The sequence below is a fragment of the Kitasatospora sp. NPDC059088 genome, assembly GCF_042738155.1.
In the GTDB taxonomy this organism is placed as follows: Bacteria; Actinomycetota; Actinomycetes; order Streptomycetales; family Streptomycetaceae; genus Kitasatospora.
This window is the reverse complement of record NZ_JBHYGR010000110.1, coordinates 1-25,104: the sequence shown is the minus strand read 5'-3', so window position 1 is coordinate 25,104 and position 25,104 is coordinate 1. Positions and strand designations below refer to the sequence as shown.

The 25,104-nt window shown below is 72.9% G+C and carries 17 protein-coding genes and 1 pseudogene; 16 read left to right on the top strand and 2 right to left on the bottom strand.

Going from position 1 to position 25,104, the window contains the following annotated elements; translation table 11 throughout:
• Positions 1-111: 111 nt before the first annotated feature.
• Both ACFWXO_RS34615 and ACFWXO_RS34610 read right to left on the bottom strand, forming a co-directional pair.
• Positions 112-612, bottom strand: a complete 501-nt coding sequence (locus tag ACFWXO_RS34615) for a hypothetical protein (RefSeq protein WP_380528991.1) — start codon at positions 610-612, stop codon at positions 112-114.
• Positions 613-620: 8 nt separating this feature from the next.
• Positions 621-1,556 carry a class I SAM-dependent methyltransferase gene (locus ACFWXO_RS34610; RefSeq protein ID WP_380528989.1) on the bottom strand — a complete coding sequence of 312 codons (936 nt, stop codon included), beginning with the start codon at positions 1,554-1,556 and terminating at the stop codon, positions 621-623.
• Positions 1,557-1,656: 100 nt separating this feature from the next.
• Between ACFWXO_RS34610 and ACFWXO_RS34605 the strand changes: the two genes are divergently transcribed.
• The 16 genes and pseudogenes from ACFWXO_RS34605 (at position 1,657) to serA (ending at position 24,934) form a co-directional block, all read left to right on the top strand.
• Positions 1,657-2,181 (top strand): TIGR00730 family Rossman fold protein, encoded by a 525-nt coding sequence (locus ACFWXO_RS34605; RefSeq protein WP_375891543.1) that lies wholly within the window; start codon positions 1,657-1,659, stop codon positions 2,179-2,181.
• A 13-nt stretch (positions 2,182-2,194) separates the two neighbouring features.
• Positions 2,195-2,884, top strand: a complete 690-nt coding sequence (locus tag ACFWXO_RS34600; protein WP_375891544.1) for an SDR family oxidoreductase — start codon at positions 2,195-2,197, stop codon at positions 2,882-2,884.
• A 61-nt stretch (positions 2,885-2,945) separates the two neighbouring features.
• On the top strand, positions 2,946-3,956 hold the full coding sequence (locus ACFWXO_RS34595) for a methionine synthase (RefSeq protein ID WP_380528986.1): 1,011 nt from the start codon (positions 2,946-2,948) through the stop codon (positions 3,954-3,956).
• A 19-nt stretch (positions 3,957-3,975) separates the two neighbouring features.
• Positions 3,976-6,264, top strand: a complete 2,289-nt coding sequence (gene ligA, locus ACFWXO_RS34590; RefSeq protein ID WP_380528984.1) for an NAD-dependent DNA ligase LigA — start codon at positions 3,976-3,978, stop codon at positions 6,262-6,264.
• A gap of 385 nt (positions 6,265-6,649) precedes the next feature.
• Positions 6,650-8,401: pseudogene (locus ACFWXO_RS34585) on the top strand (putative bifunctional diguanylate cyclase/phosphodiesterase); the annotation flags it as partial.
• A 196-nt stretch (positions 8,402-8,597) separates the two neighbouring features.
• Positions 8,598-8,894 (top strand): Asp-tRNA(Asn)/Glu-tRNA(Gln) amidotransferase subunit GatC, encoded by a 297-nt coding sequence (gatC, locus tag ACFWXO_RS34580; protein ID WP_030057414.1) that lies wholly within the window; start codon positions 8,598-8,600, stop codon positions 8,892-8,894.
• A gap of 5 nt (positions 8,895-8,899) precedes the next feature.
• Entirely contained in the window at positions 8,900-10,393 is a 1,494-nt protein-coding gene (gene gatA / locus ACFWXO_RS34575) for an Asp-tRNA(Asn)/Glu-tRNA(Gln) amidotransferase subunit GatA (protein ID WP_380396893.1), read from the top strand.
• The gene (locus tag ACFWXO_RS34570; protein WP_380528982.1) at positions 10,390-10,665 is read left to right on the top strand and encodes a hypothetical protein; all 276 of its coding nucleotides are present in this window, start codon (positions 10,390-10,392) and stop codon (positions 10,663-10,665) included. Before gatA ends, ACFWXO_RS34570 begins: the two co-directional genes overlap by 4 nt.
• Before the next feature lie 83 nt (positions 10,666-10,748).
• Positions 10,749-12,257, top strand: coding sequence for an Asp-tRNA(Asn)/Glu-tRNA(Gln) amidotransferase subunit GatB (gatB, locus tag ACFWXO_RS34565; protein WP_380528980.1), 1,509 nt, complete (start codon positions 10,749-10,751; stop codon positions 12,255-12,257).
• A 264-nt stretch (positions 12,258-12,521) separates the two neighbouring features.
• Positions 12,522-12,680 carry a hypothetical protein gene (locus ACFWXO_RS34560; RefSeq protein ID WP_375891549.1) on the top strand — a complete coding sequence of 53 codons (159 nt, stop codon included), beginning with the start codon at positions 12,522-12,524 and terminating at the stop codon, positions 12,678-12,680.
• Between the two features lie 134 nt (positions 12,681-12,814).
• Positions 12,815-15,862 (top strand): helix-turn-helix transcriptional regulator, encoded by a 3,048-nt coding sequence (locus ACFWXO_RS34555; RefSeq protein ID WP_375891550.1) that lies wholly within the window; start codon positions 12,815-12,817, stop codon positions 15,860-15,862.
• 477 nt (positions 15,863-16,339) lie between these two features.
• On the top strand, positions 16,340-19,273 hold the full coding sequence (locus tag ACFWXO_RS34550) for a putative bifunctional diguanylate cyclase/phosphodiesterase (protein ID WP_380529002.1): 2,934 nt from the start codon (positions 16,340-16,342) through the stop codon (positions 19,271-19,273).
• 329 nt (positions 19,274-19,602) lie between these two features.
• Positions 19,603-21,450, top strand: a complete 1,848-nt coding sequence (locus ACFWXO_RS34545) for an acetolactate synthase large subunit (RefSeq protein ID WP_380528977.1) — start codon at positions 19,603-19,605, stop codon at positions 21,448-21,450.
• Positions 21,451-21,485: 35 nt separating this feature from the next.
• Positions 21,486-22,010, top strand: coding sequence for an acetolactate synthase small subunit (gene ilvN / locus ACFWXO_RS34540; RefSeq protein WP_097236150.1), 525 nt, complete (start codon positions 21,486-21,488; stop codon positions 22,008-22,010).
• 105 nt (positions 22,011-22,115) lie between these two features.
• Positions 22,116-23,114, top strand: coding sequence for a ketol-acid reductoisomerase (gene ilvC / locus ACFWXO_RS34535; RefSeq protein WP_375891552.1), 999 nt, complete (start codon positions 22,116-22,118; stop codon positions 23,112-23,114).
• 233 nt (positions 23,115-23,347) lie between these two features.
• Entirely contained in the window at positions 23,348-24,934 is a 1,587-nt protein-coding gene (gene serA, locus ACFWXO_RS34530) for a phosphoglycerate dehydrogenase (RefSeq protein ID WP_375891560.1), read from the top strand.
• The last annotated feature ends 170 nt before the right edge of the window (positions 24,935-25,104 follow it).

The window sequence follows — 25,104 nt, the reverse complement described above, 5'->3', positions numbered from 1 at the left end:
ACACTTGATTTGTGGTCGCCCGCTTATTTTGTTTATAACCCACTCATCCCACCCCCGGGCCCCGCCCGCGGGGCCCGGTTGGCCCGGGCCCGCCCGGTCACAGCGGGCCCCTCACTGCACCCGCCGGTACCAGCGCCGGTGCACCAGGGGTTCGACGCCCAGCATGGCGGTGCCCGCGATCGCGCCGACCAGCAGGCCGGACGCACCGCCGCCGCCCAGGACCGCGCCGAGGCAGGCGGCGGCGACGGCGAGCGGGCGCAGCAGGGTGAGCGGGCCGAGGCCGATGACCATGGCGAGCGTGCTGGCGCGGAACGGCAGGGCGAAGTAGGCGGCGAGGGAGAGCAGTACGGCGCCGGCGTAGGGGACGAGCGGGAGCAGGTACCCGTCGCCGCCGGCGGCCAGGGCGGCGTAGGCCCCGGCCCGGTCGGTCGCCGTCAGCAGCAGCAGGGCGGCGGTCAGCGCGGGGGCGAGCAGCAGGAGGGCCCCGACGGCCAGCCCGCGCAGGGCGGCCCGGGCCGCGGCCCGGTGTTTGCGGATGCGGGCGTCGCGTCCGGCGTAGGCGCGGAAGCCGCTGCACGTCGCGTCGACCAGGCCGAGGAACGCGAGGGGCACGGCGGGCGTCATCGGGTGGCCCCGGCGAGGTGCTCCGGGCCCACCAGGCGGCGGGCGGCCCGGCCGAGGGTCCGGCGCAGCGGCGCCTCCAACGGTGGGCGCACACCGATGACCGGGCGCAGCGTGGTGCAGAACGGGTTCGACAGGCCGCGCGGTTCGTACACCAGCGCGCGCATCCCGGGTGCCGAGGCGGCGCGCAGCAGCAGTTCGTCGCTGTGCGCGCGCAGCGCGGAGACGACGCCGTCGTGGCGGCCGAGCGGGTGGCGCATCCGGGCGAGGTGGAAGATCCAGGCGCCGACGGGCGCCAGTCGGGTCGAGGCGATGTCGAAGTGGCAGAAGGCGAGTGCCGGTGAGGCGGCCTGGGCCCGGAAGAACTCGGTCAGGGCCGGGCCACGGAAGTGGTGGAGGACGCCGGTGGAGACGTAGACCGTTGCGGCCTCCGGCAGTTCGAAGGCGTTCCCGTGCACGAAACGGCAGTCGAGTCCCTCGGCGCGGGCGAGGCGCTCCGCCTCGCCGACCAGCGCGGCGTTGAGGTCGACCCCGACCAGTTCGACGTCGGGGCCCAGGGCGTCGGTGGCCGCCAGCCAGCGGACCAGGTAGCCGAGACCGCACCCGATGTCGACCAGGCGGTACGGCCCGGGCTGCCCGGTGGCCGTCCGGATCGCGGTGAAGAGCGGACCGAGGACGTGGACCAGGCGTTCGCCGATGCGCAGTTCCTCGCTCAACTGCTGGAGTTCGGTGTGCACGCTGATCAGCAGGCGGTCCACGGCACCGGGGTCGAGTGCGCCGTCCCGGTCGGTGGGCAGCCCGGCGACGATCCGGGCCGCGCGCCCGTCGCCGCTCTCGCGCAGCTGCCGGACGACGTCGTCGCGCCGGACCGGGAGCCGTCGGCCGTCGCGCGGGTCCACGGCCGTGATCAGGTCGGATATCTCGAGGTGGCGCACGGACAGCACCCTAGGGGTTGCGGGGAGTCGTCGGTGAGGAGGGAGCCGGGGGTAAAGCCGGTGAGCGGCGGCGGGCGGACGTGATAGACCGGACGGCATCATGAACATTTGCGTCTTCTGCTCCGCGTACTCGCTCGACGACCGCTACTCCGCCCCCGCCGCCGAATTCGCCCGGCTGCTCGGGGAGGGCGGGCACACCCTGGTCTGGGGCGGCTCCAACGCCGGCCTGATGGGCCTGCTCGCCGACGAGGTGAAGGCGGCCGGCGGCCGACTCGTCGGCGTGCTGGTCGAGATGCTCAGGCACAAGGGATACGACGGTGCCGACGAGCTGGTGATGACCGCCGATCTGGCCGAGCGCAAGCGGGAGTTGGCCGCCCGGGCGGACGCCGTCGTGGTGCTGGTCGGCGGGCTGGGCACGATGGACGAGGTCACCGAGGTGCTGGAGCTCAAGAAGCACGGGATCTTCGACAAGCCGGTCGTCCTGCTGGACACCGAGGGCTTCTACACGGGCCTGCGCACCCAGCTGGAGCGGATGGACGCCGAGGGCTTCCTGCCGCGGCCGCTGGCCGAGCTGGTCGGCTTCGCCGACACGCCGGCCGAGGTCTTCGCGCTGCTCAAGGCCTGAGAGGATCGGGACCATGGCTGCACACCTGATCACCGGTGCCGGTTCCGGCATCGGCGCCGTCCTGACCGAGAAGCTCGCCGAGCGCGGGGACGAACTCTGGCTGCTCGCCCGGGACGCCCGGCGGGCCGGCGAGCTGCGGGACCGCTTCCCCGGTGCCCGCACCCTGGTCGGCGACCTCGGCGACCCCGCCAAGCTGTCCTGGGCCTTCGGGCACCAGGCCCTGCCCGTCGAGCTGGACTCCGTCCTGCACGTGGCCGGCGCGGTGGAGCTGGGCACGGTGGGCGACCTGCCGGTGAAGGCCTGGCAGGACACCCTGAACGTCAACCTGGTCGCCCCCGCCGAGCTGACCCGGCTGCTGCTGCCCTCGCTGCGCCTGGCCAAGGGCCACGTGGTGTTCGTCAACTCCGGCGCCGGCCTCACCGCCCACGCCGAGTGGTCGGCGTACGCGGCCAGCAAGCACGGGCTCAAGGCGCTCGCCGACGCGCTGCGCCAGGAGGAGCACGGGAACGGTGTGCGGGTCACCTCGGTCTACCCGGGCCGCACCGCCACCGCGATGCAGGCCAAGGTGCACCAGCAGGAGGGCAAGGAGTACGACGCCGCCCGCTGGATCGAGCCGGAGTCCGTCGCGAAGGCCGTCCTGGCGGCCCTGGACGCCTCCCGGGACGCCGAGATCACCGACATCACCGTCCGCCCCGGCCGCTGACCGGCGGCGCTGACCGGGACACCGGCGAACGTCGGCGGCGCCGCGCACTAGGCTCGGACGGGTGAGCACCGGACACCCCTTCCCCGACCTGCGCGGCGCCGCCACCGGCGTCGGCTCGCTGCCCGGCACCGACGCCCGGGAGGCCGCCAGGACCTCCACCGGGGCGCTGGAGCAGCTGCCGTTCCTGCCCGAACTGCCCGCCCGCGGGCCGGGCGCCGACATGATCGGCCGCAGCGCCGGCCTGCTGGTCGAGCTCTTCGCGCAGACCGAGCCCAGCGGCTGGCGGTTCGCCGACCGCCCCGGCCGGGACACCCGCCGCGCCCACTCCTGGCTCGGCGAGGACCTGGACGCCCTGGAGGAGTACACCCAGGGGTACCGGGGGGCGCTCAAGCTCCAGGCCGTCGGCCCCTGGACGCTGGCGGCCGCCATCGAGCTCAAGCACGGCGAGAAGGCGCTCGCCGACCCCGGCGCCTGCCGGGACGTCGCCGGCTCGCTCACCGAGGGGCTGCGCCGCCACCTCGCCGAGGTCCGCAAGCGCGTGCCGGGGGCCGAGGTGGTGCTCCAGCTGGACGAGCCCTCGCTGCCCGCCGTGCTGGCCGGGTCGGTGCGGACCGCCAGCGGCTTCCAGCGGCTGCGCGCCGTCGACCGGCAGGTCGCCGAGGAGGTGCTGCGCGAGCTGATCCGCGGCCTGGACGCGCCGGTCGTGGTGCACTCCTGCGCGCCGGAGGTGCCGGTGCCGCTGCTGCGCCGGGCCGGAGTCGCCGGGATCTCGCTGGACTTCTCCCTCCTCACCGAGCGCCAGGACGACGACCTGGGCGAGGCGGTGGAGGGCGGCACGGCGATCCTCGCCGGTGTCGTGCCCTCCGTTGACCAGGCGGTGTCCGACCCGGCCGGTAGTGTCCAGGGGATCAGGACCTTGTGGCGCAGGCTCGGGTTCGCTCCGGAGCTGCTGGGCCGCCGCGTGCTGGTGACGCCGACCTGCGGGCTCGCCGGGGCCTCCCCTGCCTACGCGCGCACGGCGCTGCAGCTCGCTGCGCGGGCGGCGCAGAGCCTGGTGGACAACCCGGAATGAGAACGTAGGAGGGCTTGCGGTGACGGCTGTCGAGGGCTGGGAGGACGTCCCGGCGGAGGTGCGCCGGCGGCACGCCGAGCTGGCGCAGGAGATCACCGACCACCGCGCCCGGTACTACGAGCAGGACGCGCCGGTCGTCAGCGACGCCGAGTTCGACGCGCTGATGCGCGAACTGGAGGAGCTGGAGGCCGAGCACCCGGCCCTGGTGACGCCGGAGTCGCCGACCCAGCGGGTCGGCGGCGCCCCCACCGCGCTGTTCGCCGCCGTCGAGCACCGCGAGCGGCTGCTCAGCCTGGACAACGCGATGGACGACGAGGAGCTCGGCGCCTGGGCGGACCGGGTCGCCACCGAGCTGCACGGCATCGAGTACCACTACCTGTGCGAGCTCAAGGTGGACGGCCTGGCCGTCAACCTCACCTACGAGAACGGCCAGTTGGTGCAGGCGGCGACCCGCGGCGACGGCCGGGTCGGCGAGGACATCACCGCCAACGTCCGCACCATCAAGGAGATCCCGCACCGGCTCAAGGGCGACGACCTCCCGGCGCTGGTGGAGATCCGCGGCGAGGTCTACTTCCCGACCGAGGAGTTCGACGCGCTCAACGCCTCGTTCGCGGCGGAGAACGAGCGCCGTCGGCAGGAGAACGAGGAGCGCGCCAAGGAGGGCAAGCGGCCCCGGGCGATGATCCGGCTGTTCATGAACCCCCGCAACGCCGCGGCCGGTTCGCTGCGCCAGAAGGACCCGCACGTCACCGCCTCCCGCCCGCTGCACATGGTGGTGCACGGCATCGGCGCCCGGGTCGGCTTCGACATCGACAACCAGTCGCACGCCTACCGGCTGCTGCACGACTGGGGCCTGCCCACCGCCCGGCACAACAAGGTGGTCGGCACGCTGGCCGACGTGCGCGCCTTCATCAAGTACTTCGGCGAGCAGCGGCACTCGGTCGAGCACGAGATCGACGGCGTCGTGGTCAAGGTGGACGAGATCGCCCTCCAGGGCCGGCTCGGCGCCACCTCCAAGTCCCCGCGCTGGGCGATCGCCTGGAAGTACCCGCCGGAGGAGGTCACCGGCAAGCTGGCCGAGATCAAGGTCGGCGTCGGGCGCACCGGCCGGGCCACCCCGTACGCGGTGCTGGCCGAGCCGGTGAAGGTGGCCGGCTCGATGGTGCAGTACGCGACGCTGCACAACCAGGACGTGGTCAAGGCCAAGGACGTCCTGCTCGGCGACACCGTGGTGCTGCGCAAGGCCGGCGACGTCATCCCGGAGATCCTCGGCCCGGTCTACGACCTGCGGGACGGCACCGAGCAGGCCTTCGTGATGCCCTCGCACTGCCCGGAGTGCGCCGCCGAGCTGCGCCCGATGTCCGAGGGGGACATCGACCTGCGCTGCCCGAACGCCCAGCACTGCCCGGCCCAGATCCGGGAGCGGATCGCCTTCCTCGGCGGCCGGCAGTGCCTGGACGTCGAGGGGCTGGGCTACGTCGCGGCGACCGCGCTGACCCAGCCGCTGGAGCCGGCCGAGGCCCCGGTGCACAACGAGGGGGACGTCTTCGGGCTGACGGCGGAGCAGCTGCTGCCGATCAAGGTGCTGGTGCGCGACCAGAAGACCGGCATGCCCAAGCTGGACGACCGGACGGGCAAGGAGAAGGAGGTCTTCTTCTTCGCCACGACCAAGGGCGAGCCGAAGAAGTCGCTGCAGACCCTGCTGGACAACCTGGAGGGGGCGAAGGACCGCCCGCTCTGGCGCTTCCTGAACGGCCTGTCGATCCGGCACGTGGGCCCGGTGGCGGCGCAGGAGCTGGCGCGCGAGTTCCGTGACCTGGACCGGGTCTTCTCGGCCACCGAGGAGGAGTTGGCGGCGGTCGAGGGCGTGGGCCCGACCATCGCCCGCTCGATCCGGGAGTGGTTCGAGGAGGAGTGGCACCGGGAGATCCTGGAGAAGTGGCGGGCCGCCGGGGTCCGCTTCGTCGAGGAGTTCGCGGACGAGGAGGAGGCGGAGCGCCCGCTGGAGGGCCTGACCGTGGTCGTCACCGGGACGCTGGCGGGCCACACCCGGGACGGCGCCAAGGAGGCGCTGACCTCGCGTGGAGCGAAGGTGACCGGTTCGGTTTCGAAGAAGACCGACTTCGTGGTCGCCGGTGATAACCCAGGGTCCAAGTATGACAAGGCAGTTCAGCTCGGCCTGCCGGTCCTGGACGACGCGGGCTTCGCGGTGCTGCTCGCCGACGGACCGTCTGCCGCCCGCGCCCACCTGGGACTTCCGGAGCCCGCCGCGGCGGAGGAGGTCGTCGAGGCACCCGCGGAGGGCTGACCCCGGGCGGACCCGGGCCGCCGCCGGCCGGATCCGGGTTGTTATCGTCCTGATGCGGCGTCACCGGGTGCCGCCCGGTGAAAGCGGGCATTGTGTCACTGTGCGACACCCGGGCGCGGTGGCGCGTTTCCGGTTGTCCGAAAGTCTGCCCACCGGGGAGACCCCGGCATACCCTGGAGCGCAACAGAGTGTCAGCAGGGGTGGGGGCACCGGCCGAGCCGGTGCTCCTCGGGGTCGCTCCATGCCCGGCAGCTGTCGGTACCGGCACGGTGCCTCACCGTAAGGCGGCCTGACGGGGCGGGCCCGACGGAGGACAGGGCTTATGGATCGTTCGACCGGCGGCGCGCCCACACGCCCGCCGCAGGGGGTGGCAGGTGCGGTCCTGCTGCTCGGCGTGCTGCTGGCCGGAGCCGCGCCGCTCATCCCGCTGGCCGTCCTGGTCTACCGGTTCGAACCCGAACTGCTGCCGCTGTTCGCGGTACCGCTGGCCGTCCTGGTGGCGGCCTGGCGGATCGCCCGGGACCGGGCCCGCGACCAGCTGACCGATCCCCTGACGGATCTGCCCAACCGTCAGGCCTTGCTGCTGGCCGCCCAGGAGGCGATCGTCGAGCGCGAGGAAGGGTACAGCGTCGGTCTCATCCTGCTTGACCTCGACCGCTTCCGATCACTCAACGACACACTTGGTCATACGGCCGGTGACCGCCTCCTGGTTCACATCGCCCGCCGGCTGCACCGGGCGCTGCGTTCCGGCGGCCCGGCCGGCAGCGCCACCCGGGAGTCCATCGACGACGTCTTCGCCGGCCTGCCCCGGCACTACCGGCGCGGACGCCCCATGGTGGCCCGGATGGGCGGCGACGAGTTCGCCGTCCTGCTCCCCGGCATCAACTGCCCCGACAGCCTGGAGCGGGTCGCCAAGGCCCTGATCGCCGAACTCGCCGCGCCGATCCGGCTGGACGGCCTGCTGCTGGTGCTGGAGGCCAGCGCCGGCGTCTGCGTCTACCCGCAGGGCGCCCAGGACGCCGAGTCGCTGCTGCGCCGCGCCGACGTGGCGATGGGCCACGCCCAGCGCGAGTGCAGCGGGGTCGCCCAGTACGACGAGACCCAGGACGCCGACACCCCGTACCGGATCGGCCTGCTCGGGGACCTCCGCCGGGCCCTGGAGACCGGCGAGGTGCAGCTGCACTACCAGCCGAAGGTGGCCTTCGACGGCCGGGTGGTGGGCCTGGAGGCGCTGCTGCGCTGGGAGCGGCCCGGGCAGGGGAAGGTCTCCCCGGACGAGTTCGTCGGGCTCGCCGAGTCCAGCGGACTGATGCCCCGGCTCACCGACTACGTGCTGGAGGCGGCGGTCGGCCAGCTCGCCTACTGGCGCGAGCAGGGCCTCCAGGTGCAGGTCGCGGTCAACGTCTCGCCGCGCGACGTGCTCAACCCCGGCTTCGCCCAGCGCGTCGCCGGGCACCTGGTCCGCCACCAGGTGCCGGCCCACGCGCTCCAGCTGGAGATCACCGAGCGGCTGCTGCTGGACGACTCCCGGCGCGCCGCCGACACCCTGGCGGAACTGCGCGGCTACGGCGTCGGGATGTCCCTGGACGACTTCGGCACCGGGCACTCCTCGCTGGTGCGGCTGCGCAGCCTGCCGGTCGGCGAGCTCAAGATCGACCGTTCCTTCGTCTCCCGGATGGTCGCCGACGACCACGACGCGGCGGTGGTCCGCTGCTCGGTCGAGCTGGCCCACTCGCTCGGCCTGACCGTGGTCGCCGAGGGCGTCGAGGACGACGAGACCTGGGAACGGCTGCACTGCATGGGCGTGGACGCCGTCCAGGGCTGGCTGGTGTCCGCCGCGCTGCCCGCCGAGCAGGCCACCGCCTGGCTGCGGGTGCACCGCACCACCGGCGCCCCGACGGTGGAGCGGCTCGGCGCGCCGCCGCAGCTCCCGTCGATCATCAAGCCGGTCGACCGCGCCGCCGCGGTCAAGCCGGCCGACCGGCCGTCCCCGCTGTCGCCGGTGCGGCCGCCGACCCTCCCGCCGGTGCTGCCGCCCGCCCTGCAGGCCGGGCAGCGCGGCCAGGCGCTGCCCGCCGCGCAGGTCGGCTTCCAGACGCCGGGCGCGCAGGGTTGGGCCCGCACCGGGCCGCAGTAGCGGCGGGGGTGACGGGGGCGACGGGGACGGTAACGGGGCCGCAGGTCCACTCGTTGGCCGGTGGCCGGGCCGGGCCCCATAGGATGGGGTCCAAAGACCACGAGGACGGAGCGCCGAACCCGGCTGCTCCTGCCCGGGCCCGGCACCGCCGCAGGCGTCGCCGGGTCTCACCAGAACTCACCCTGAGGATCGCTGCATGCCTGGCATCACGCGCGAGGAGGTCGCCCACCTCGCCCGGCTGTCGCGTCTTGAGCTGAAGCCCGAAGAGCTGGACCACTTCGCCGAGCAGCTCGACGTGATCATCGGCGCGGTCGCCCGCGTTTCCGAGGTCGCCGGACAGGACGTCCCGCCGACCTCCCACCCGCTGCCGCTGACCAACGTCATGCGCGCGGACGAGGTGCGACCGTCGCTGACCCCGGAGCAGGCGCTGTCCGGCGCCCCCGCCGCCGAGGAGCAGCGTTTCCGTGTGCCGCAGATCCTCGGGGAGGACTGACCGAGATGACCGAGCTGATCAAGTACACCGCGGCCGAGACCGCGGGCGCCATCGCCAAGGGCGAGGTCTCCGCCGTCGAGGTCGCCCAGGCGCACCTGGACCGCATCGAGGCCGTCGACAAGAAGGTCAACGCCTTCCTGCACGTCGACACCGAGGGTGCGCTGGCCGCCGCCAGGGCCGTCGACGACAAGCGCGCCAAGGGCGAGGAGCTGGGCCCGCTGGCCGGCGTCCCGCTCGCGCTCAAGGACGTCTTCACCACCAAGGGCATCCCGACCACCTGCGGGTCCAAGATGCTCGAGGGCTGGATCCCGCCCTACGACGCCACCCTGACCACCCGTCTCAAGGACGCGGGCGTGGTCATCCTCGGCAAGACCAACATGGACGAGTTCGCGATGGGCTCCTCCACCGAGAACTCGGCCTACGGCCCGACCGGCAACCCGTGGGACCTCACCCGCATCCCGGGCGGCTCCGGCGGCGGTTCGGCCGCCGCGCTGGCCGCCTTCGAGGCCCCGCTGGCGATCGGCACCGACACCGGCGGCTCGATCCGCCAGCCCGGCGCCGTCACCGGCACCGTCGGCGTCAAGCCGACCTACGGCTCGGTGTCCCGCTACGGCCTGGTCGCCTTCTCCAGCAGCCTGGACCAGGGCGGCCCGTGCGCCCGCACGGTGCTGGACGCGGCCCTGCTGCACGAGGCCATCGCCGGCCACGACCCGCTGGACTCCACCTCGATCGACGCGCCCGTCCCGGCCGTGGTCGAGGCCGCGAGGATGCGCGACGTCCGCGGCATGCGGATCGGCGTCGTCAAGGAGTTCGCCGGCGAGGGCTACCAGACCGGCGTGATGCAGCGCTTCGACGAGTCGGTGGAGCTGCTGCGCGAGCTGGGCGCCGAGGTCGTCGAGGTGTCCTGCCCGTCCTTCACCCTGGCGCTGCCGGCGTACTACCTGATCGCGCCGTCGGAGTGCTCCTCCAACCTGGCCCGCTTCGACGCCATGCGCTACGGCCTGCGGGTCGGCGACGACGGCTCGCGCTCGGCCGAGGAGGTCACCGCGCTGACTCGCGAGGCCGGCTTCGGCGACGAGGTCAAGCGCCGCATCATCCTGGGCACCTACGCCCTCTCCTCGGGCTACTACGACGCCTACTACGGCTCGGCCCAGAAGGTCCGCACGCTCATCTCGCGGGACTTCGACGCCGCCTTCGCCGGTGTGGACGTGCTGGTCTCGCCGACCACGCCGACCACCGCCTTCCCGATCGGCGAGCGCGCCGACGACCCGATGGCGATGTACCTGGCCGACCTGTGCACGATCCCGTCCAACCTGGCGGGCAACGCGGCCATGTCGCTGCCGGTCGGCCTGGCGCCGGAGGACAATCTCCCGGTCGGCCTGCAGATCATCGCTCCCGCGATGGCGGACGACCGCCTGTATCGCGTGGGCGGCGCCGTCGAGGCCGCGCTCAACGACAAGTGGGGGCACACCCTGCTGGAGGAGGTACCGGCACTGTGAGCAAGATCGAGAAGGCCAAGGCCCAGAGCTCCCTCAAGGCCCAGAGCTCCATCAAGGGGTGGAAGCACAGCAAGCCCGGGCTGTGGCTGTCCATCGGTACCAGCGCGTTCGGTGCGATCTCCGTGGTCAAGGACGTCCGCAAGGCGCGCGAGGAGAGCGACACCCTCAAGCTGGTCAACGCCCTGGTCGGCGCCGCCGCGCTGATCACCGGCACCGCCCTGCTGGTGCGCGAGCTGCGTCAGCTCGCCTCCGACGACGTGCTGCTGGGCTGAGTCGATCCGAGCGCCCCGGCCCGGCCCCGCGCGATGCGGCGGCCGGGCCCGTACCTCCCAAGCTTCAAGTGAGAAGGGACGCTGTGAGCGTCATGAACCTGGTCTCCTACGAGGACGCTCTCGCGTCGTACGACCCGGTGATGGGCCTTGAGGTCCACGTCGAGCTGGGTACCAAGACCAAGATGTTCTGCGGTTGCTCGACCGAGCTGGGCGCCGAGCCGAACAGCCAGACCTGCCCGACCTGCCTGGGCCTGCCGGGCTCGCTCCCGGTGGTCAACGCGATCGGCGTGGAGTCGGCAGTCAAGATCGGCCTCGCGCTGAACTGCGAGATCGCCGAGTGGTGCCGGTTCGCGCGGAAGAACTACTTCTACCCGGACATGCCCAAGAACTTCCAGACCTCGCAGTACGACGAGCCGATCGCCTTCAACGGCTACCTCGACGTGCAGCTGGAGGACGGCACGACCTTCCGGGTGGAGATCGAGCGCGCCCACATGGAGGAGGACACCGGCAAGTCCAGCCACGTCGGCGGCGCCACCGGTCGCATCCACGGGGCCACCCACTCGCTGCTCGACTACAACCGGGCCGGCATCCCGCTGATCGAGATCGTCACCAAGCCGATCGTCGGCGCCGGCGAGCGCGCCCCCGAGGTCGCCAAGGCCTACGTGGCCGAGCTGCGCGAGCTGATCAAGGCGCTGGGCGTCTCCGAGGCCCGGATGGACAAGGGCCAGATGCGCTGCGACGTCAACCTGTCGCTGCGCCCGAACGGCACCGAGACCTTCGGCACCCGCTCGGAGACCAAGAACGTCAACTCCCTGCGCAGCGTGGAGCGGGCCGCCCGGTTCGAGATCCAGCGGCACGCCACCGTGCTGACCGACGGCGGCACCATCGTCCAGGAGACCCGTCACTTCCACGAGGAGGACGGCTCCACCACCTCGGGCCGGATCAAGGACAACGCCGAGGACTACCGCTACTTCCCCGAGCCGGACCTGGTGCCGGTGGCCCCCGCCCGGGCGTGGGTCGAGGAGCTGCGGGCCGGGCTGCCGGAGCTGCCGCGGGTGCGCCGCGCCCGGCTGCAGGCCGAGTGGGGCCTGACCGACAAGGACATGCAGTCGGTGCTCAACGCCGGTGCGGTGGAGCCGATCCAGGAGACCATCGCGGCCGGCGCCCCCGCCGACCAGGCCCGCAAGTGGTGGATGGGCGAGCTGGCCCGTCGCGCCAACGAGACCGGTACCGAGCTGAGCGAGCAGCCGATCACCCCGGCGCAGGTCGCCCGGGTCACCGCGCTGGTCGCCGAGGGCAAGCTGAACGACAAGCTGGCCCGCCAGGTCATCGAGGCCGTGCTGGCCGGCGAGGGCGAGCCGGACGAGGTCGTCGAGAAGCGCGGCCTGGCCGTGGTCTCGGACGACTCCGCGCTGGGCGCCGCGGTCGACCAGGCCATCGCCGAGAACGAGGCGATCGCCGCCAAGATCCGCGACGGCAAGGTCGCCGCCGTGGGTGCGCTGGTCGGCGCGGTCATGAAGGCCACCCGTGGCCAGGCGGACGCGGCCCGGGTCAAGGACCTGATCCTGGAGAAGCTGGGCGTCTCGGCCTGAGTCACCTGAGAAGGCTCGGCGGCCTAGGCCGTCAAGCCCGCCTTCCTAAGGCGCCTAAGGCGTCTAAGGCCCCCTAAGTAAGGCCTAAGGCCCCGTCTCACCTACGTATCTAGGTGAGACGGGGCCTTAAACCTTTTCTGGCGCCGAATCTAAGGCGCTCGGCCTTCGGAAGATGGGGCACGCTCCCGATGTGGCACCCCCCACTGGGGGAGGAAGCTCTTACATGTCAGGGAAACGAAGGCGAAACCCCAGGGGGAACCCGAAGTGATCGAGTACCAGCTCATCCAGCAGCACGCCCACGAGCTCGAAGCCCGCGCCGAGCACGAGCGTCTGGTCCGCGAGGCCAAGCAGGTCGCCCGGCTGCGCCGCCGTCCGGTGGCCGCCCGCTTCCAGCGTCGCCCCGTGCGTCAGACGGAATGCTGACGACCCGGCACCAGGACGGTGCCGATGCAGTTCCGGAGGGGGAGGCGCCGCGGGGGAGCGCCTTCCCCTCCGGGCGTTCGCCCCGCGAGATAACCCCTCTCACCAGTGGCTCCGGCTATGGCATGCTCGCCTCCATGCAGCAGATATCGGTGAGTCCCGTCTTCGTCGGCCGCGGCAGCGAGATCACCGAACTGACCGACGCGCTGCGCCGGGCGGGCACCGGCAGCCCGCAGGCCGTGCTGATCGGCGGCGAGGCCGGGATCGGCAAGACCCGGCTGCTGGAGGAGTTCCTCCAGCGGGCCGCCGACGGGGGAGCGGTCACCACGCTCGGCAGCTGTCTGGAGGTCGGCGCCGAGGGCCTGCCCTACGCGCCGCTCGCCGCCGCGTTGCGCCGGCTGCACCGCGCGCTGGGCGCCGAGTTCGAGGCGGCCGCGGCCGGCAGCGAGGGCCATCTCGCCCGGCTGCTCTCCGAGTTCGGCGAGGGGGACGGCGAACCCAACGACGAGTACGGCCGGGCCCGACTGTTCGAGCACACCGCAAGACTGTTCGAACGGTTCGGCGCGGAACGTACCCTCGTGTTCGCCGTGGAGGACCTGCACTGGTCCGACCGCTCCACCCGCGAACTGCTCGCCTTCCTGGTGCGCACCCTGCACCGCTCCCGGGTGCTGCTGGTCGCCACCTACCGCACCGACGACCTGCACCGCCGCCACCCGCTGCGCCCCTTCCTGGCCGAGCTGGAGCGGCTGCGCACCGTGCAGCGCCTGGAGCTGGAGCGCTTCGGCCGCCGCGAGGTCGCGGCCCAGCTGGCCGGCATCCTCGGCACGGGCGCCCCCGACCGCCAGCTGGTAGACCGGATCCTGCGCCGCTCGGAGGGGAACCCGTTCTTCGTCGAGGAGCTGGCCACCGCCTTCGAGGACGGCTGCGGCGCCGGCCTCACCGACTCGCTGCGGGACATCCTGCTGGTCCGGGTGGAGAGCCTGGACGAGGAGGCCCAGAAGGTGGTGCGGATCGCCGCCGAGGGCGGCTCGCACGTCGAACACGCCCTGCTGGCCGCCGTCCTGGCCGACGACGAGGAGGCGCTGATCGAGGCGCTGCGGGCGGCCGTCGGCGCCAACATCCTGCGCCCGGACAGCGAGGGCGAGGGCTACCGGTTCCGGCACGCGCTGGTCCGCGAGGCCGTCTCGGACGACCTGCTGCCCGGCGAACGGCACCGGATCAACCGCAAGTTCGCGCTCGCGGTGGAGGCCCGGCCGCAACTCGTCCCGGCCGACGCGCTGCCCGCCCGGCTGGCCAACTACTGGTACCACGCCCACGACCCGGCCCGGGCCCTGCCGACCGCCCTGGACGCCGCCCGCGCGGCCCGGCGCCGCAACGCCTTCGCCGAGCAACTCGGCATGCTGGAGCGGGGGTTGGAGCTGTGGGACCTGGTCTCCGAGGAGGTGCTGGCGCACACCCTGCGCCCGTACGACTGGGCCGAGACCTACCCGCCCGGCTCCTGCGACCACAGCCCCGCGGACGCGGACTGCGACCGGATCCAGCTGGTCGACGTGCTGGCCGAGGCGGTGGTCGCGGCCCGGCGCTGCGGTGACCGCGAGCGCGGGCTGAGCCTGGCCAAGCGCGGAATCCGGCTGGTCGACGAGGCCGAGCACCCGGTGCGCGCGGCCTGGTTCCGGATCAACCGGGCCCGGATGCTGGGCAACCTGCGCCGCTCCGGGGACGACGAGGAGATCACCCGCGCCCACCGGCTGGTGGAGCACCTGCCGCCGTCCGCGACCCAGGCCGAGGTGTTCGCCCTGGCCGCGGGCGTGGCGGTGGTCCGGGCGCCCCGCCTCGAACACCTCAAACTGGCCGAGCGGGCGATCGGGATCGCCCGGGAGGTCGGCGCCCACTCGGTCGAGGTGCACGCCCGGATGACCCTCGGCAGCCTGCGCTACGACCTGCTGGGCGACGCCGAGGGCGGGCTGGCCGAGCTGACGGCCGCGGTCGAGCGGGCCCGGGCGCTGGGCATCCCGGACCTCCTGCTGCGCGGCATCAACAACCTGGCCAGCATGCAGCGCGGACTGGGCCGGGCCGAGGAGGCCGTCCGACTGGCCCGGGAGGGGCTGGAGTTCGCGGACGGCAACGGGCTGCAGCGCAACATCGGCAACATCCTGACCGGCAACCTGGTCGAGGCGCTCGCCGACCTCGGGCAGGTGCGGGAGGCGGAGGAACTGCTCACCGCCAGCGAGCTGATCGGCCTGCCCGGCTCCCACGCGGAGTTCCTGGACCGGATGCGCGGCGACCTCGCCGTGCTGCGCGGGGACTTCGCGACTGCGGCGACCATGCTGGCGCAGGCCCGGTCGGCGAACCGTTTCGGCCAGGCGCAGCACAGCGTGCCGATCAGCCGCCTGGCGGTGCGGATCGCCGCGCACAACGGGCGGCCGCTGGACGCCCGGGCGGAACTGCTCGCCGCGCTCGCGGAGGACGGGCGGCTCGGTTACGAGTCCGACGTCTACCCGCTGCTGGTGGAGGCCGCCGGGGTGGAGGCGGACAGCCTGGGCGTGCCGGAGACCGGCGCGGGCCGGGCCGAGGCGCTGACCGCGATCGCCGCCGCGGCCACCCAGCTGCGGCCCCAGTCGCCGCTGCACCACGGCTGGGCCCGGCTGCTGGAGGCCGAGCTGGCCCGGGCCGCGGCCGCGGACACCACCGGGCAGTGGGCGGAGGCGGCCACCGAGCTGCGGTCGACCGGGCTGCCGTACCCGCTGGCGCTCGCGCTGCTGCGCGGCGCCGAGGCCCAGGTGCGGGCCGGGCGGCGCGAGGCCGCGACCGAACTGCTGCGCGAGGCGGGCGAACTGGCGACCGCCCGGGGCGACCGGCCGCTCGCGGCCCAGGTCACCGCACTGGCGGAGCGCGCGGGGCTCACGCTGGCCCCGGTGGAGCGCCCGGCCGCGGCGGCGGGACCGGCCCCGGCGGTCGGGGACTCCTTCGGGCTCACCCCCCGTGAGCGGGACGTGCTCCGGCTGCTCGCCCGGGGCTGGACCAACCGGCAGATCGCCGAGGAGCTGTACATCTCTCCGAAGACCGCAAGCGTGCACGTGTCCAACATCCTGGGAAAGCTGGAGGTCGGCGGCCGTGGCGAGGCCGCCGCGCTGGCCCACCGGCTGCGGCTGTTCCCCGACGACCCGGCCCCCTCGGGCCGGTGAACCCGCAGGTCGCCGACCGTGTCCGAACGGTCGGCGGCCGGGGCCGCCCGGGTGGCCGGGCGCCGTTGCGTGCTCCCGTGCGCGCCGCGTGAGCCCCTGCCCGCGCGCCGCCGCCAACCGGGCCGATCGGTCGGAATCGGGTGCCTTTCCCCGCTCTGTCGCCATTACTCTAAGTTGAGTGTGCGTGTCATTGAGTGACGGAATTGGTGTAGGGTCCCGACCGGGAGCATCGGTGCGGTGCGGTGGCCGGACGGCCGCCCACCCCCTGGGCCGCCGTCCCGACGGGGCGCCAGGCCACCGCGTACGGTCGAGAGGTGCGCGGCCGGTGGTCCGTGGCCGGGGCGCCAGGCCCCGGGCCGGAGGGGGAGAGGCCGAGTGAGCTCCACCGATACGGTGCTGCCCGGATCCGGACGACCGGGCGTGCCGCCCGCCGACACGTCCGCGCCCGAGCCGCCGGGGCCGGTCGGACGCGGTCCGCTGGGCCGGCTCCGGGAGAGCCGCTCGCTGCCCGGCCTGGTCCTCGGCGTGCTCTGCCTGGCCTATGCGCTGGGCGCCGCCACCAGCTGGGGATCCCACCAACTCGCCGCCTTCATGGGTGATTTCGGGCTCGCCGCGGCGGCCCTCGCGGCCGCGCTGTCCTGCCTGGTGTACGGCTGCACGGTCGCCGGCCACGCCCGCCCGGCCTGGCTGCTGTTCGGCCTCTCCTCGCTCATGGTGGCCTTCGGCAACGGCACCTGGGGCTGGTACGAGGTGGTCGTGCGCACCGCGCTGCCGCAGAACTCGCTCGCCCCGTACGCCTTCCTGCTGTTCGCCCCGCTCGCCATCACCGGCGTGCTGGTGCTCGCCCAGCACCCGCGGACGGCGGCCGGCTGGCTGTGCCTGCTGCTCGACGGCTGGCTGATCGCCGGCTCGCTGTTCACCCTCAGCTGGAGCCTGGCGCTCGGCCGGATCGCGGCCGGCGAGGACGGCTCCCCGCTGCGGCTGGCCCTCAATCTGGCCTACCCGGTGCTGGACATCCTGCTGGTCAGCCTGGTGGTGGGACTGCGCTTCGGCGGCCGGGACGGCAACCGGGCGGCGGTGCACACCGCGATGATCGCGCTCGCCGTCACGGTCATCTGCGACGCCCTGTTCACCTCCCCGGAGCTGCACAGCAACTACCACTCCGGCGAACTGCTGGACGCCGGCTGGTTCTCCGGCAGCCTGCTGCTCGCGTGGGCGCCGTGGTCCTCGCGCTGGCGCCGCCCGCTGCGCGAGCACCCCTCGGCCGGCGGCCTGCCGCGCCGCCGGGTGGCCACCACCTTCAGTGCGCTCACGCCCTACGCGGCGGCCGCGGTGTGCACCGCCGGAATCCTCTACAACGCCCTCGGCGGACGGCAGTTGGACCGCGTGGTGGCCGCGGCCGCGTGCACCGTCGGGCTGGCACTGATCCTCAGGCAAGGCGTCATGCTGCTCGACAATCTCTCGCTGGCCCAGGAACTCGCCCACAAGGAGTCGCACTTCCGCTCCCTGGTGCAGGGGTCCAGCGACGTCATCATGATCGCCGGGGCCAACGGCGTGCTCTCGTACGTCTCCCCGGCGGCGCTCGGCGTCTACGGGCGGGACCCGGAGGAACTGGTCGGCGGCAACCTGCTGGACCTGGTCCACCCCGAGGACGTGGACCGGGTGCTCGCCGAGGTCCGCCGCTACCTCGCGCGGGTGCGGCTGGCCGCCCACCGCACCCCGGGCACGGTCGAGCCCTCGGCCCGGGTGGAGTGCCGGATCAGCTCCGGGATCGGGGAGTGGCTGCACGTCGAGTCGACCGTCAGCCGGCACCGCGACGGGCTGCTGCTGAACAGCCGGGACGTCACCGAACGCGTCATGCTCCAGGCTCAGTTGCAGCACAACGCCTTCCACGACCCGCTCACCGACCTGCCCAACCGGGCGCTGTTCGCCCAGCGGCTGCGCGGCGCCCTCGGCACCCGCGGCCAGCAGGGCGGGACGGGCGCCGGCATCGCGGTGCTCTTCCTCGACCTGGACGGCTTCAAGGCGGTCAACGACACCGCCGGCCACCAGGTCGGGGACGAGCTGCTGGTGCAGGCGGCCCGCCGGCTGCAGGGCGCCGTCCGCTGCGGGGACACCGTGGCCCGGTTCGGCGGCGACGAGTTCGCCGCGCTGGTCTGCGGCCCGCTCGGCCGGCTCCAGGTCCAGGAACTGGCCGAGCGGCTGCGGGTCGCGCTCTCCGAGCCGTACTGGATCGGCGGCGTCGAACTCGGCGTCGCCGCCAGCATCGGCATCGCCTTCGGCACCCCCGAACGCGGCCCGGCCGCCGACCCCAGGGCCGCCGCCGACGAGCTGATGCGCAACGCCGACCTGGCGATGTACCGGGCCAAGTCCGAGGGCAAGGGCCGGGTGGTGCTCTACGCCCCCGCGATGCGGGCCGACCTGGAGCGCCGCTCCGAGCTGGAGGAACGGCTGCGGGTGGCCGTCCGGGAGGGCGGCTTCACCCTGCTCCACCAGCCCGTGGTGGACCTCACCAGCGGCGCGGTGACCGCCGTCGAGGCCCAGGCCCGCTGGCGCTCGGCGGGCGGGCTGCTGCTCACCCCGGCCGAGTTCATGCGCTCGGCCGAGCACGGCGACGCGGCCACCCGGTTCTCCCGCTGGCTGGTGCACGAGGCGGTGGCGGCCGCGGCCGACCGCCGCGACCCGGCCGGCCGGCGCCCCGGCGCCCCGGCGCCCGTCCCGGTGGCCGTCCGGCTCTCGATCGAGCGGCTCTGCTCGCCCGGCCTGTACGAGACGGTGGCCGCGGCGCTGCGCGACAGCGGGCTGCCGGCCGGCGAGCTGGTGATCGAGGTGGCCCGGATGGGCCCGGACCCGCTCGCGGACGAGCTCGGCCGCCGGCTGGCCGCGCTGCGCAGACTCGGCGTCTCCACCTGGCTGGCCGGCTACGGCGCGGGCAGCGGCTCGCTGGGGGCGCTCGCCCGACTGCCGCTGGACGGGCTCAAGCTGGACCGCACGCTGGTCCAGGACCTGGGCGAGTCCGGGCTCAGCCGCACCCTGGCCGGGCACGCCCTGCGGCTCGGCCGGGACCTCGGGATGGCCACCGCCGCCGAGGGGGTGGACCTGCCCCGGCAGGTCGCCGCCCTCCAGGAGCTGGGCTGCCGGTTCGGCCAGGGCTCGGCCTTCGCCCCGCCGCTGGACGAGACCCGGCTGCGCCGGGCGCTGGCCCGCCGCGGCTACCCGCTGCCCAAGCCGCTCGGCACGCTCTCCGCCCGCCGCGGCTACCTGGCCGCGGACACCCGGACGGGTGGCCGCCCGGACGCCCAGGGGGGCCGTGCCGTACCCCACCACGGGGCCCCCGACCTGCCCGAACACCGGGCCGTGACCGGTCCGGGAGCCGGTCCGCATGGCGAGACGGTCATCCCACCTGCTTGACACGCCACCCCGGACGGGAGGAAGGTCGTTGCCATGCGCACCCGAATTCTCGTACTTGGCGGGCGCGTCGGCTGAGTGGGCTCGCAAGCCCCGCTCGTGACAGACCGACGCGCCACCCCTCGCATGCCCTTGGGCACGAGGGGTTTTTTGTTGCACTGACGCTGTTCCAACCGCAAGACCCCTGGCCCCGACCGCCCCGAGACGTCCGACTCGTCGGAATCGGCGGGACGATTGAGGCAGAGCCGGCGATCGGCCCGGACCGGGACCCCACCCTCGCAGCACCGGGGCCCGCAGCACCGGGCCGGCAAAACCCGAGAAGAGACAGGCAGATGACCGAGCACGCCGCATCCCCCCGCCGCGGGGACACCCCGGCCGCCCAGGCTCCCCAGCACGTCGCCGAGACCATGACCGGCGCCCAGTCGCTCATCCGCTCGCTCGAGGCCGTGGGTGCCGACACCGTCTTCGGCATCCCGGGCGGGGCCATCCTCCCCGCGTACGACCCGCTGATGGACTCGGTCAAGGTGCGCCACATCCTGGTCCGGCACGAGCAGGGCGCCGGTCACGCCGCCACCGGGTACGCCCAGGCCACCGGCCGGGTCGGGGTCTGCATGGCCACCTCCGGCCCCGGTGCCACCAACCTGGTCACCCCGATCGCCGACGCGTACATGGACTCCGTGCCGATCGTCGCGATCACCGGCCAGGTCGCCTCCAAGGCGATCGGCACCGACGCCTTCCAGGAGGCGGACATCTGCGGCATCACGATGCCGATCACCAAGCACAACTACCTGGTCACCGATCCGGCCGAGATCCCCCGGGTGATCGCCGAGGCCTTCCACATCGCCGCCACCGGCCGCCCCGGCCCGGTCCTGGTCGACATCGCCAAGGACGCCCTCCAGGCCACCACCACCTTCCGCTGGCCGGTCGAGACCGCGCTGCCCGGCTACCGCCCGGTCACCAAGCCGCACGCCAAGCAGATCCGCGAGGCCGCGAAGCTGCTGGTCGGCAGCAAGCGCCCGGTGCTCTACGTCGGCGGCGGCGTGCTCAAGGCGAACGCCACCGCCGAGCTGCGGATCCTCGTCGAGCTGACCGGCGCCCCGGTCGTCACCACCCTGATGGCCCTCGGCGCCTTCCCGGACAGCCACCCCCAGCACCTGGGCATGCCCGGCATGCACGGCTCCGTCCCGGCCGTCACCGCGCTGCAGAAGTCGGACCTGCTGTTCACCCTCGGCGCCCGCTTCGACGACCGGGTCACCGGCAAGCTGGACAGCTTCGCCCCGTACGCCAAGATCGTGCACGCGGACATCGACCCGGCCGAGATCGGCAAGAACCGCCCGGCGGACGTGCCGATCGTCGGCGACGCCCGCGAGGTGCTGGCCGACCTGATCGTCGCCGTCCAGGCCGAGTTCGACGCCGGCCACAAGGGCGACTACGCCGAGTGGTGGGAGAAGCTCGACGCGTGGAAGAAGACCTACCCGCTGGGCTTCGAGCCGGCCCCGGACGGCCAGCTCTCCCCGCAGCAGGTCATCGAGCGGATCGGCCAACTGGTCGGCCCGGAGGCGATCTACGCGGCGGGCGTCGGCCAGCACCAGATGTGGAGCTCGCAGTACATCCGCTTCGAGAAGCCCGGCACCTGGCTCAACTCCGGCGGCGCCGGCACCATGGGCTACGCCGTCCCGGCGGCGATGGGCGCCAAGGCGGGCCGCCCGGAGTCCGCGGTCTGGGCCATCGACGGCGACGGCTGCTTCCAGATGACCAACCAGGAGCTGGTCACCTGCGCCCTGAACGACATCCCGATCAAGGTCGCGGTCATCAACAACGGCTCGCTGGGCATGGTCCGGCAGTGGCAGACGCTGTTCTACAACCAGCGCTACTCCAACACCGTGCTGCACTCCGGCCCGGAGCACGACGGCATCGCGCCGCCGGCCCAGGGCACCCGGATCCCCGACTTCGTCCTGCTGTCCGAGGCGATGGGCTGCGTCGGCCTGCGCTGCGAGCGCCCCGAGGACCTGGACGCGGTCATCCGGCAGGCGATGGAGATCAACGACCGCCCGGTGGTCATCGACTTCATCGTCCACCAGGACGCGATGGTGTGGCCGATGGTCGCGGCCGGCACCAGCAACGACGAGATCCAGTTCGCCAAGGGCGTCCGGCCCGACTTCGGCGACGACCTCGACTGACGGCCCCTGACACCCCGGAACGACTGAGGAACCACATGTCCAAGCACACCCTCTCCGTCCTGGTCGAGAACAAGCCCGGCGTGCTCGCCCGCATCGCCGCGCTGTTCTCCCGTCGGGGCTTCAACATCGACTCCCTCGCCGTCGGCCCGACCGAGCACCCGGACGTGTCCCGGATGACGATCGTGGTCAACGTCGAGGACCTCCCGCTGGAACAGGTCACCAAGCAGCTCAACAAGCTCGTGAACGTGATAAAGATCGTCGAACTCGACCAGGCCGCTGCGATCCAGCGGGAACTGGTTCTGGTGAAGGTCCGCGCCGACAACGAGACCCGGTCGCAGATCGTCGAGATCGTCCAGCTGTTCCGTGCCAAGACCGTCGACGTGTCGCCGGAAGCGGTGACCATCGAGGCCACCGGCAGCTCGGACAAGCTGGAGGCCATGCTCCGGATGCTGGAGCCTTACGGCATCAAGGAGTTGGTCCAGTCCGGCCTGGTCGCCATCGGCCGCGGCGCGCGTTCCATCACGGACCGCTCGCTGCGCGCCCTCGACCGCAGCGCCTGACCCCAGCGCTGTCTCACCTTCTGAAGTAAACGACCGCACCGCGCCGGGTGCGCATACGGTAGGAAACCGCGTACCCGGCACCAACACGCAAGGAGATGTGCCCCCGTGGCCGAGCTGTTCTACGAAGACGACGCCGACCTGTCCATCATCCAGGGCCGCAAGGTCGCGGTCATCGGCTACGGCAGCCAGGGCCACGCCCACGCGCTGTCCCTGCGCGACTCCGGCGCCGACGTCCGGGTCGGCCTCAAGCCGGAGTCCAAGTCCCGTGCCAAGGCCGAGGAGGCCGGCCTGCGCGTGGTCACCCCCGCCGAGGCCGCGGCCGAGGCCGACGTCATCATGATCCTGGTGCCGGACCCGATCCAGGCCGACGTCTACGAGGCCGACATCGCGCCGCACCTGAAGGCGGGCGACGCCCTGTTCTTCGGGCACGGCCTGAACATCCGCTTCGGCTTCATCAAGCCCCCGGCGGACGTCGACGTCTGCATGGTCGCCCCGAAGGGCCCGGGCCACCTGGTCCGCCGCCAGTACGAGGAGGGCCGCGGCGTCCCCGCGATCGTCGCGGTCGAGCAGGACGCCTCGGGCAAGGCCTTCGACCTCGCGCTGTCCTACGCCAAGGGCCTGGGCGCCACCAAGGCCGGCGTCATCAAGACCACCTTCACCGAGGAGACCGAGACCGACCTGTTCGGTGAGCAGGCCGTCCTCTGCGGTGGCACCGCAGCCCTGGTGAAGGCCGGGTTCGAGACCCTGGTCGAGGCCGGCTACCAGCCGGAGATCGCCTACTTCGAGTGCCTGCACGAGCTCAAGCTGATCGTCGACCTGATGTACGAGGGCGGCCTGGAGAAGATGCGCTGGTCGGTCTCCGAGACCGCCGAGTGGGGCGACTACGTCACCGGCCCGCGCATCATCACCGCCGACACCAAGGCCGAGATGAAGAAGGTCCTGGCCGAGATCCAGGACGGCACCTTCGCCAAGACCTGGATCGCCGAGTACAAGGCGGGTCTGCCCAAGTACAACGAGTACAAGAAGGCCGACGAGGACCACCTGCTGGAGACCACCGGCAAGAAGCTGCGCTCGCTGATGAGCTGGGTCAACGAGAAGGCCTGAGCCTTTTCGTCCCGTATTTTGTAACTTCCTTGTACAAGTAGGCTGCTCTCGTCCGGGTGATTTCGCCGGACGGGAGCAGCCTGGTACCCAGCCCGTCGATACACTCCCGAGTGCGCGTCAGGCCCACAGCGTCGTGCGTCTACCTACGCGGCCATGCCACCTTCCCCGCCCTCACACGCCACCTACGTGCGCCGGGGAACCGGACAGTTAAGGACAACACTGTCGTGAGCACTGTGACCTCCAAGAGCGCCGTCGTACTGATCGCCGAAGAGCTGTCGCCCGCCACCGTCGACGCCCTCGGCCCCGACTTCGAGATCCGCCACTGCAACGGCGCCGACCGCACCGAGCTGCTCACCGCGATCGCCGACGTGGACGCGATCCTGATCCGCTCCGCCACCAAGGTCGACGCCGAGGCGCTGGCCGTCGCCCGCAAGCTCAAGGTGGTCGCCCGGGCCGGCGTCGGCCTGGACAACGTGGACGTGGCCGCCGCCACCAAGGCCGGCGTGATGGTCGTGAACGCGCCGACCTCCAACATCGTCACCGCCGCCGAGCTCGCCTGCGGCCTGCTGATCTCCGTCGCCCGCAACATCGCCCCGGCCAACGCGGCGCTCAAGCAGGGCGAGTGGAAGCGCAACAAGTACACCGGCGTCGAGCTGAGCGAGAAGACCCTCGGCGTGGTCGGCCTCGGCCGGATCGGTGTCCTGGTCGCCCAGCGGATGTCCGCGTTCGGGATGAAGATCGTCGCGTACGACCCCTACATCCAGGCCGCCCGGGCCGCCCAGATGGGCGTCAAGCTGGTCTCGCTGGAGGAGCTGCTGGAGGTCTCGGACTTCATCACCGTCCACCTCCCCAAGACCCCCGAGACGATCGGCCTGATCGGCGACGAGGCGCTGCACAAGGTCAAGCCGAGCGTGCGCATCGTCAACGCCGCCCGCGGCGGCATCGTGGACGAGGAGGCGCTCGCCGCCGCCCTGCGCGAGGGCCGGGTGGCCGGCGCGGGCCTGGACGTCTACGCCAAGGAGCCGTGCACCGACTCCCCGCTGTTCGCCTTCGACAACGTGGTCGCCACCCCGCACCTGGGCGCCTCCACCGACGAGGCACAGGAGAAGGCCGGCATCGCGGTCGCCAGGTCGGTGCGCCTGGCGCTGGCCGGCGAGCTGGTACCGGACGCCGTCAACGTCCAGGGTGGCGTGATCGCCGAGGACGTGCGCCCGGGCCTGCCGCTGGCCGAGAAGCTCGGCCGGATCTTCACCGCGCTGGCCGGCGAGGTGGCCGTCCGGCTGGACGTCGAGGTCCGCGGCGAGATCACCCAGCACGACGTGAAGGTGCTCGAACTGTCCGCGCTCAAGGGCGTGTTCGAGGACGTCGTGGCGGAGACGGTGTCCTACGTCAACGCCCCGCTGTTCGCCCAGGAGCGCGGCGTCGAGGTCCGCCTGACCACCTCCAGCGAGAGCGCCGAGCACCGCAACGTGATCACCGTGCGCGGCACGCTCGGCAACGGCGAGGAGATCGCCATCTCCGGCACGCTGGCCGGCCCCAAGCAGGCCCAGAAGATCGTCGGCGTGGACACCTTCGACGTCGACGTGGCGCTCACCGACCACATGGCCTTCTTCAAGTACGAGGACCGCCCCGGCGTGGTCGGCGTGCTCGGCCGCCACCTCGGTGACGCGGGCATCAACATCGCGGGCATGCAGGTCGCCCGGGACGGCGGCAGCGCGCTCGCCTCGATCACCGTGGACAGCGAGATCCCGCAGGACGTGCTGACGGCGATCGCCGCCGAGATCGGCGCCCGCTTCGCGCGCTCGGTCGACCTGGGCTGACCCCCGTACTGGTCTGACCAGGGCCCGGGGGGGGGGGCGCGGCCGGCGGCCGGAGGCGTTCCCGGGGCCTGCGCGGGCGCCCCGCGACTGACCAGGGCCACGGCCCGGGCCCCGCGGGGGGGGCCCCGGCCGGTGTGCTGGTGGTGCTCAGGTCAGCTGGCGAGCAGCTG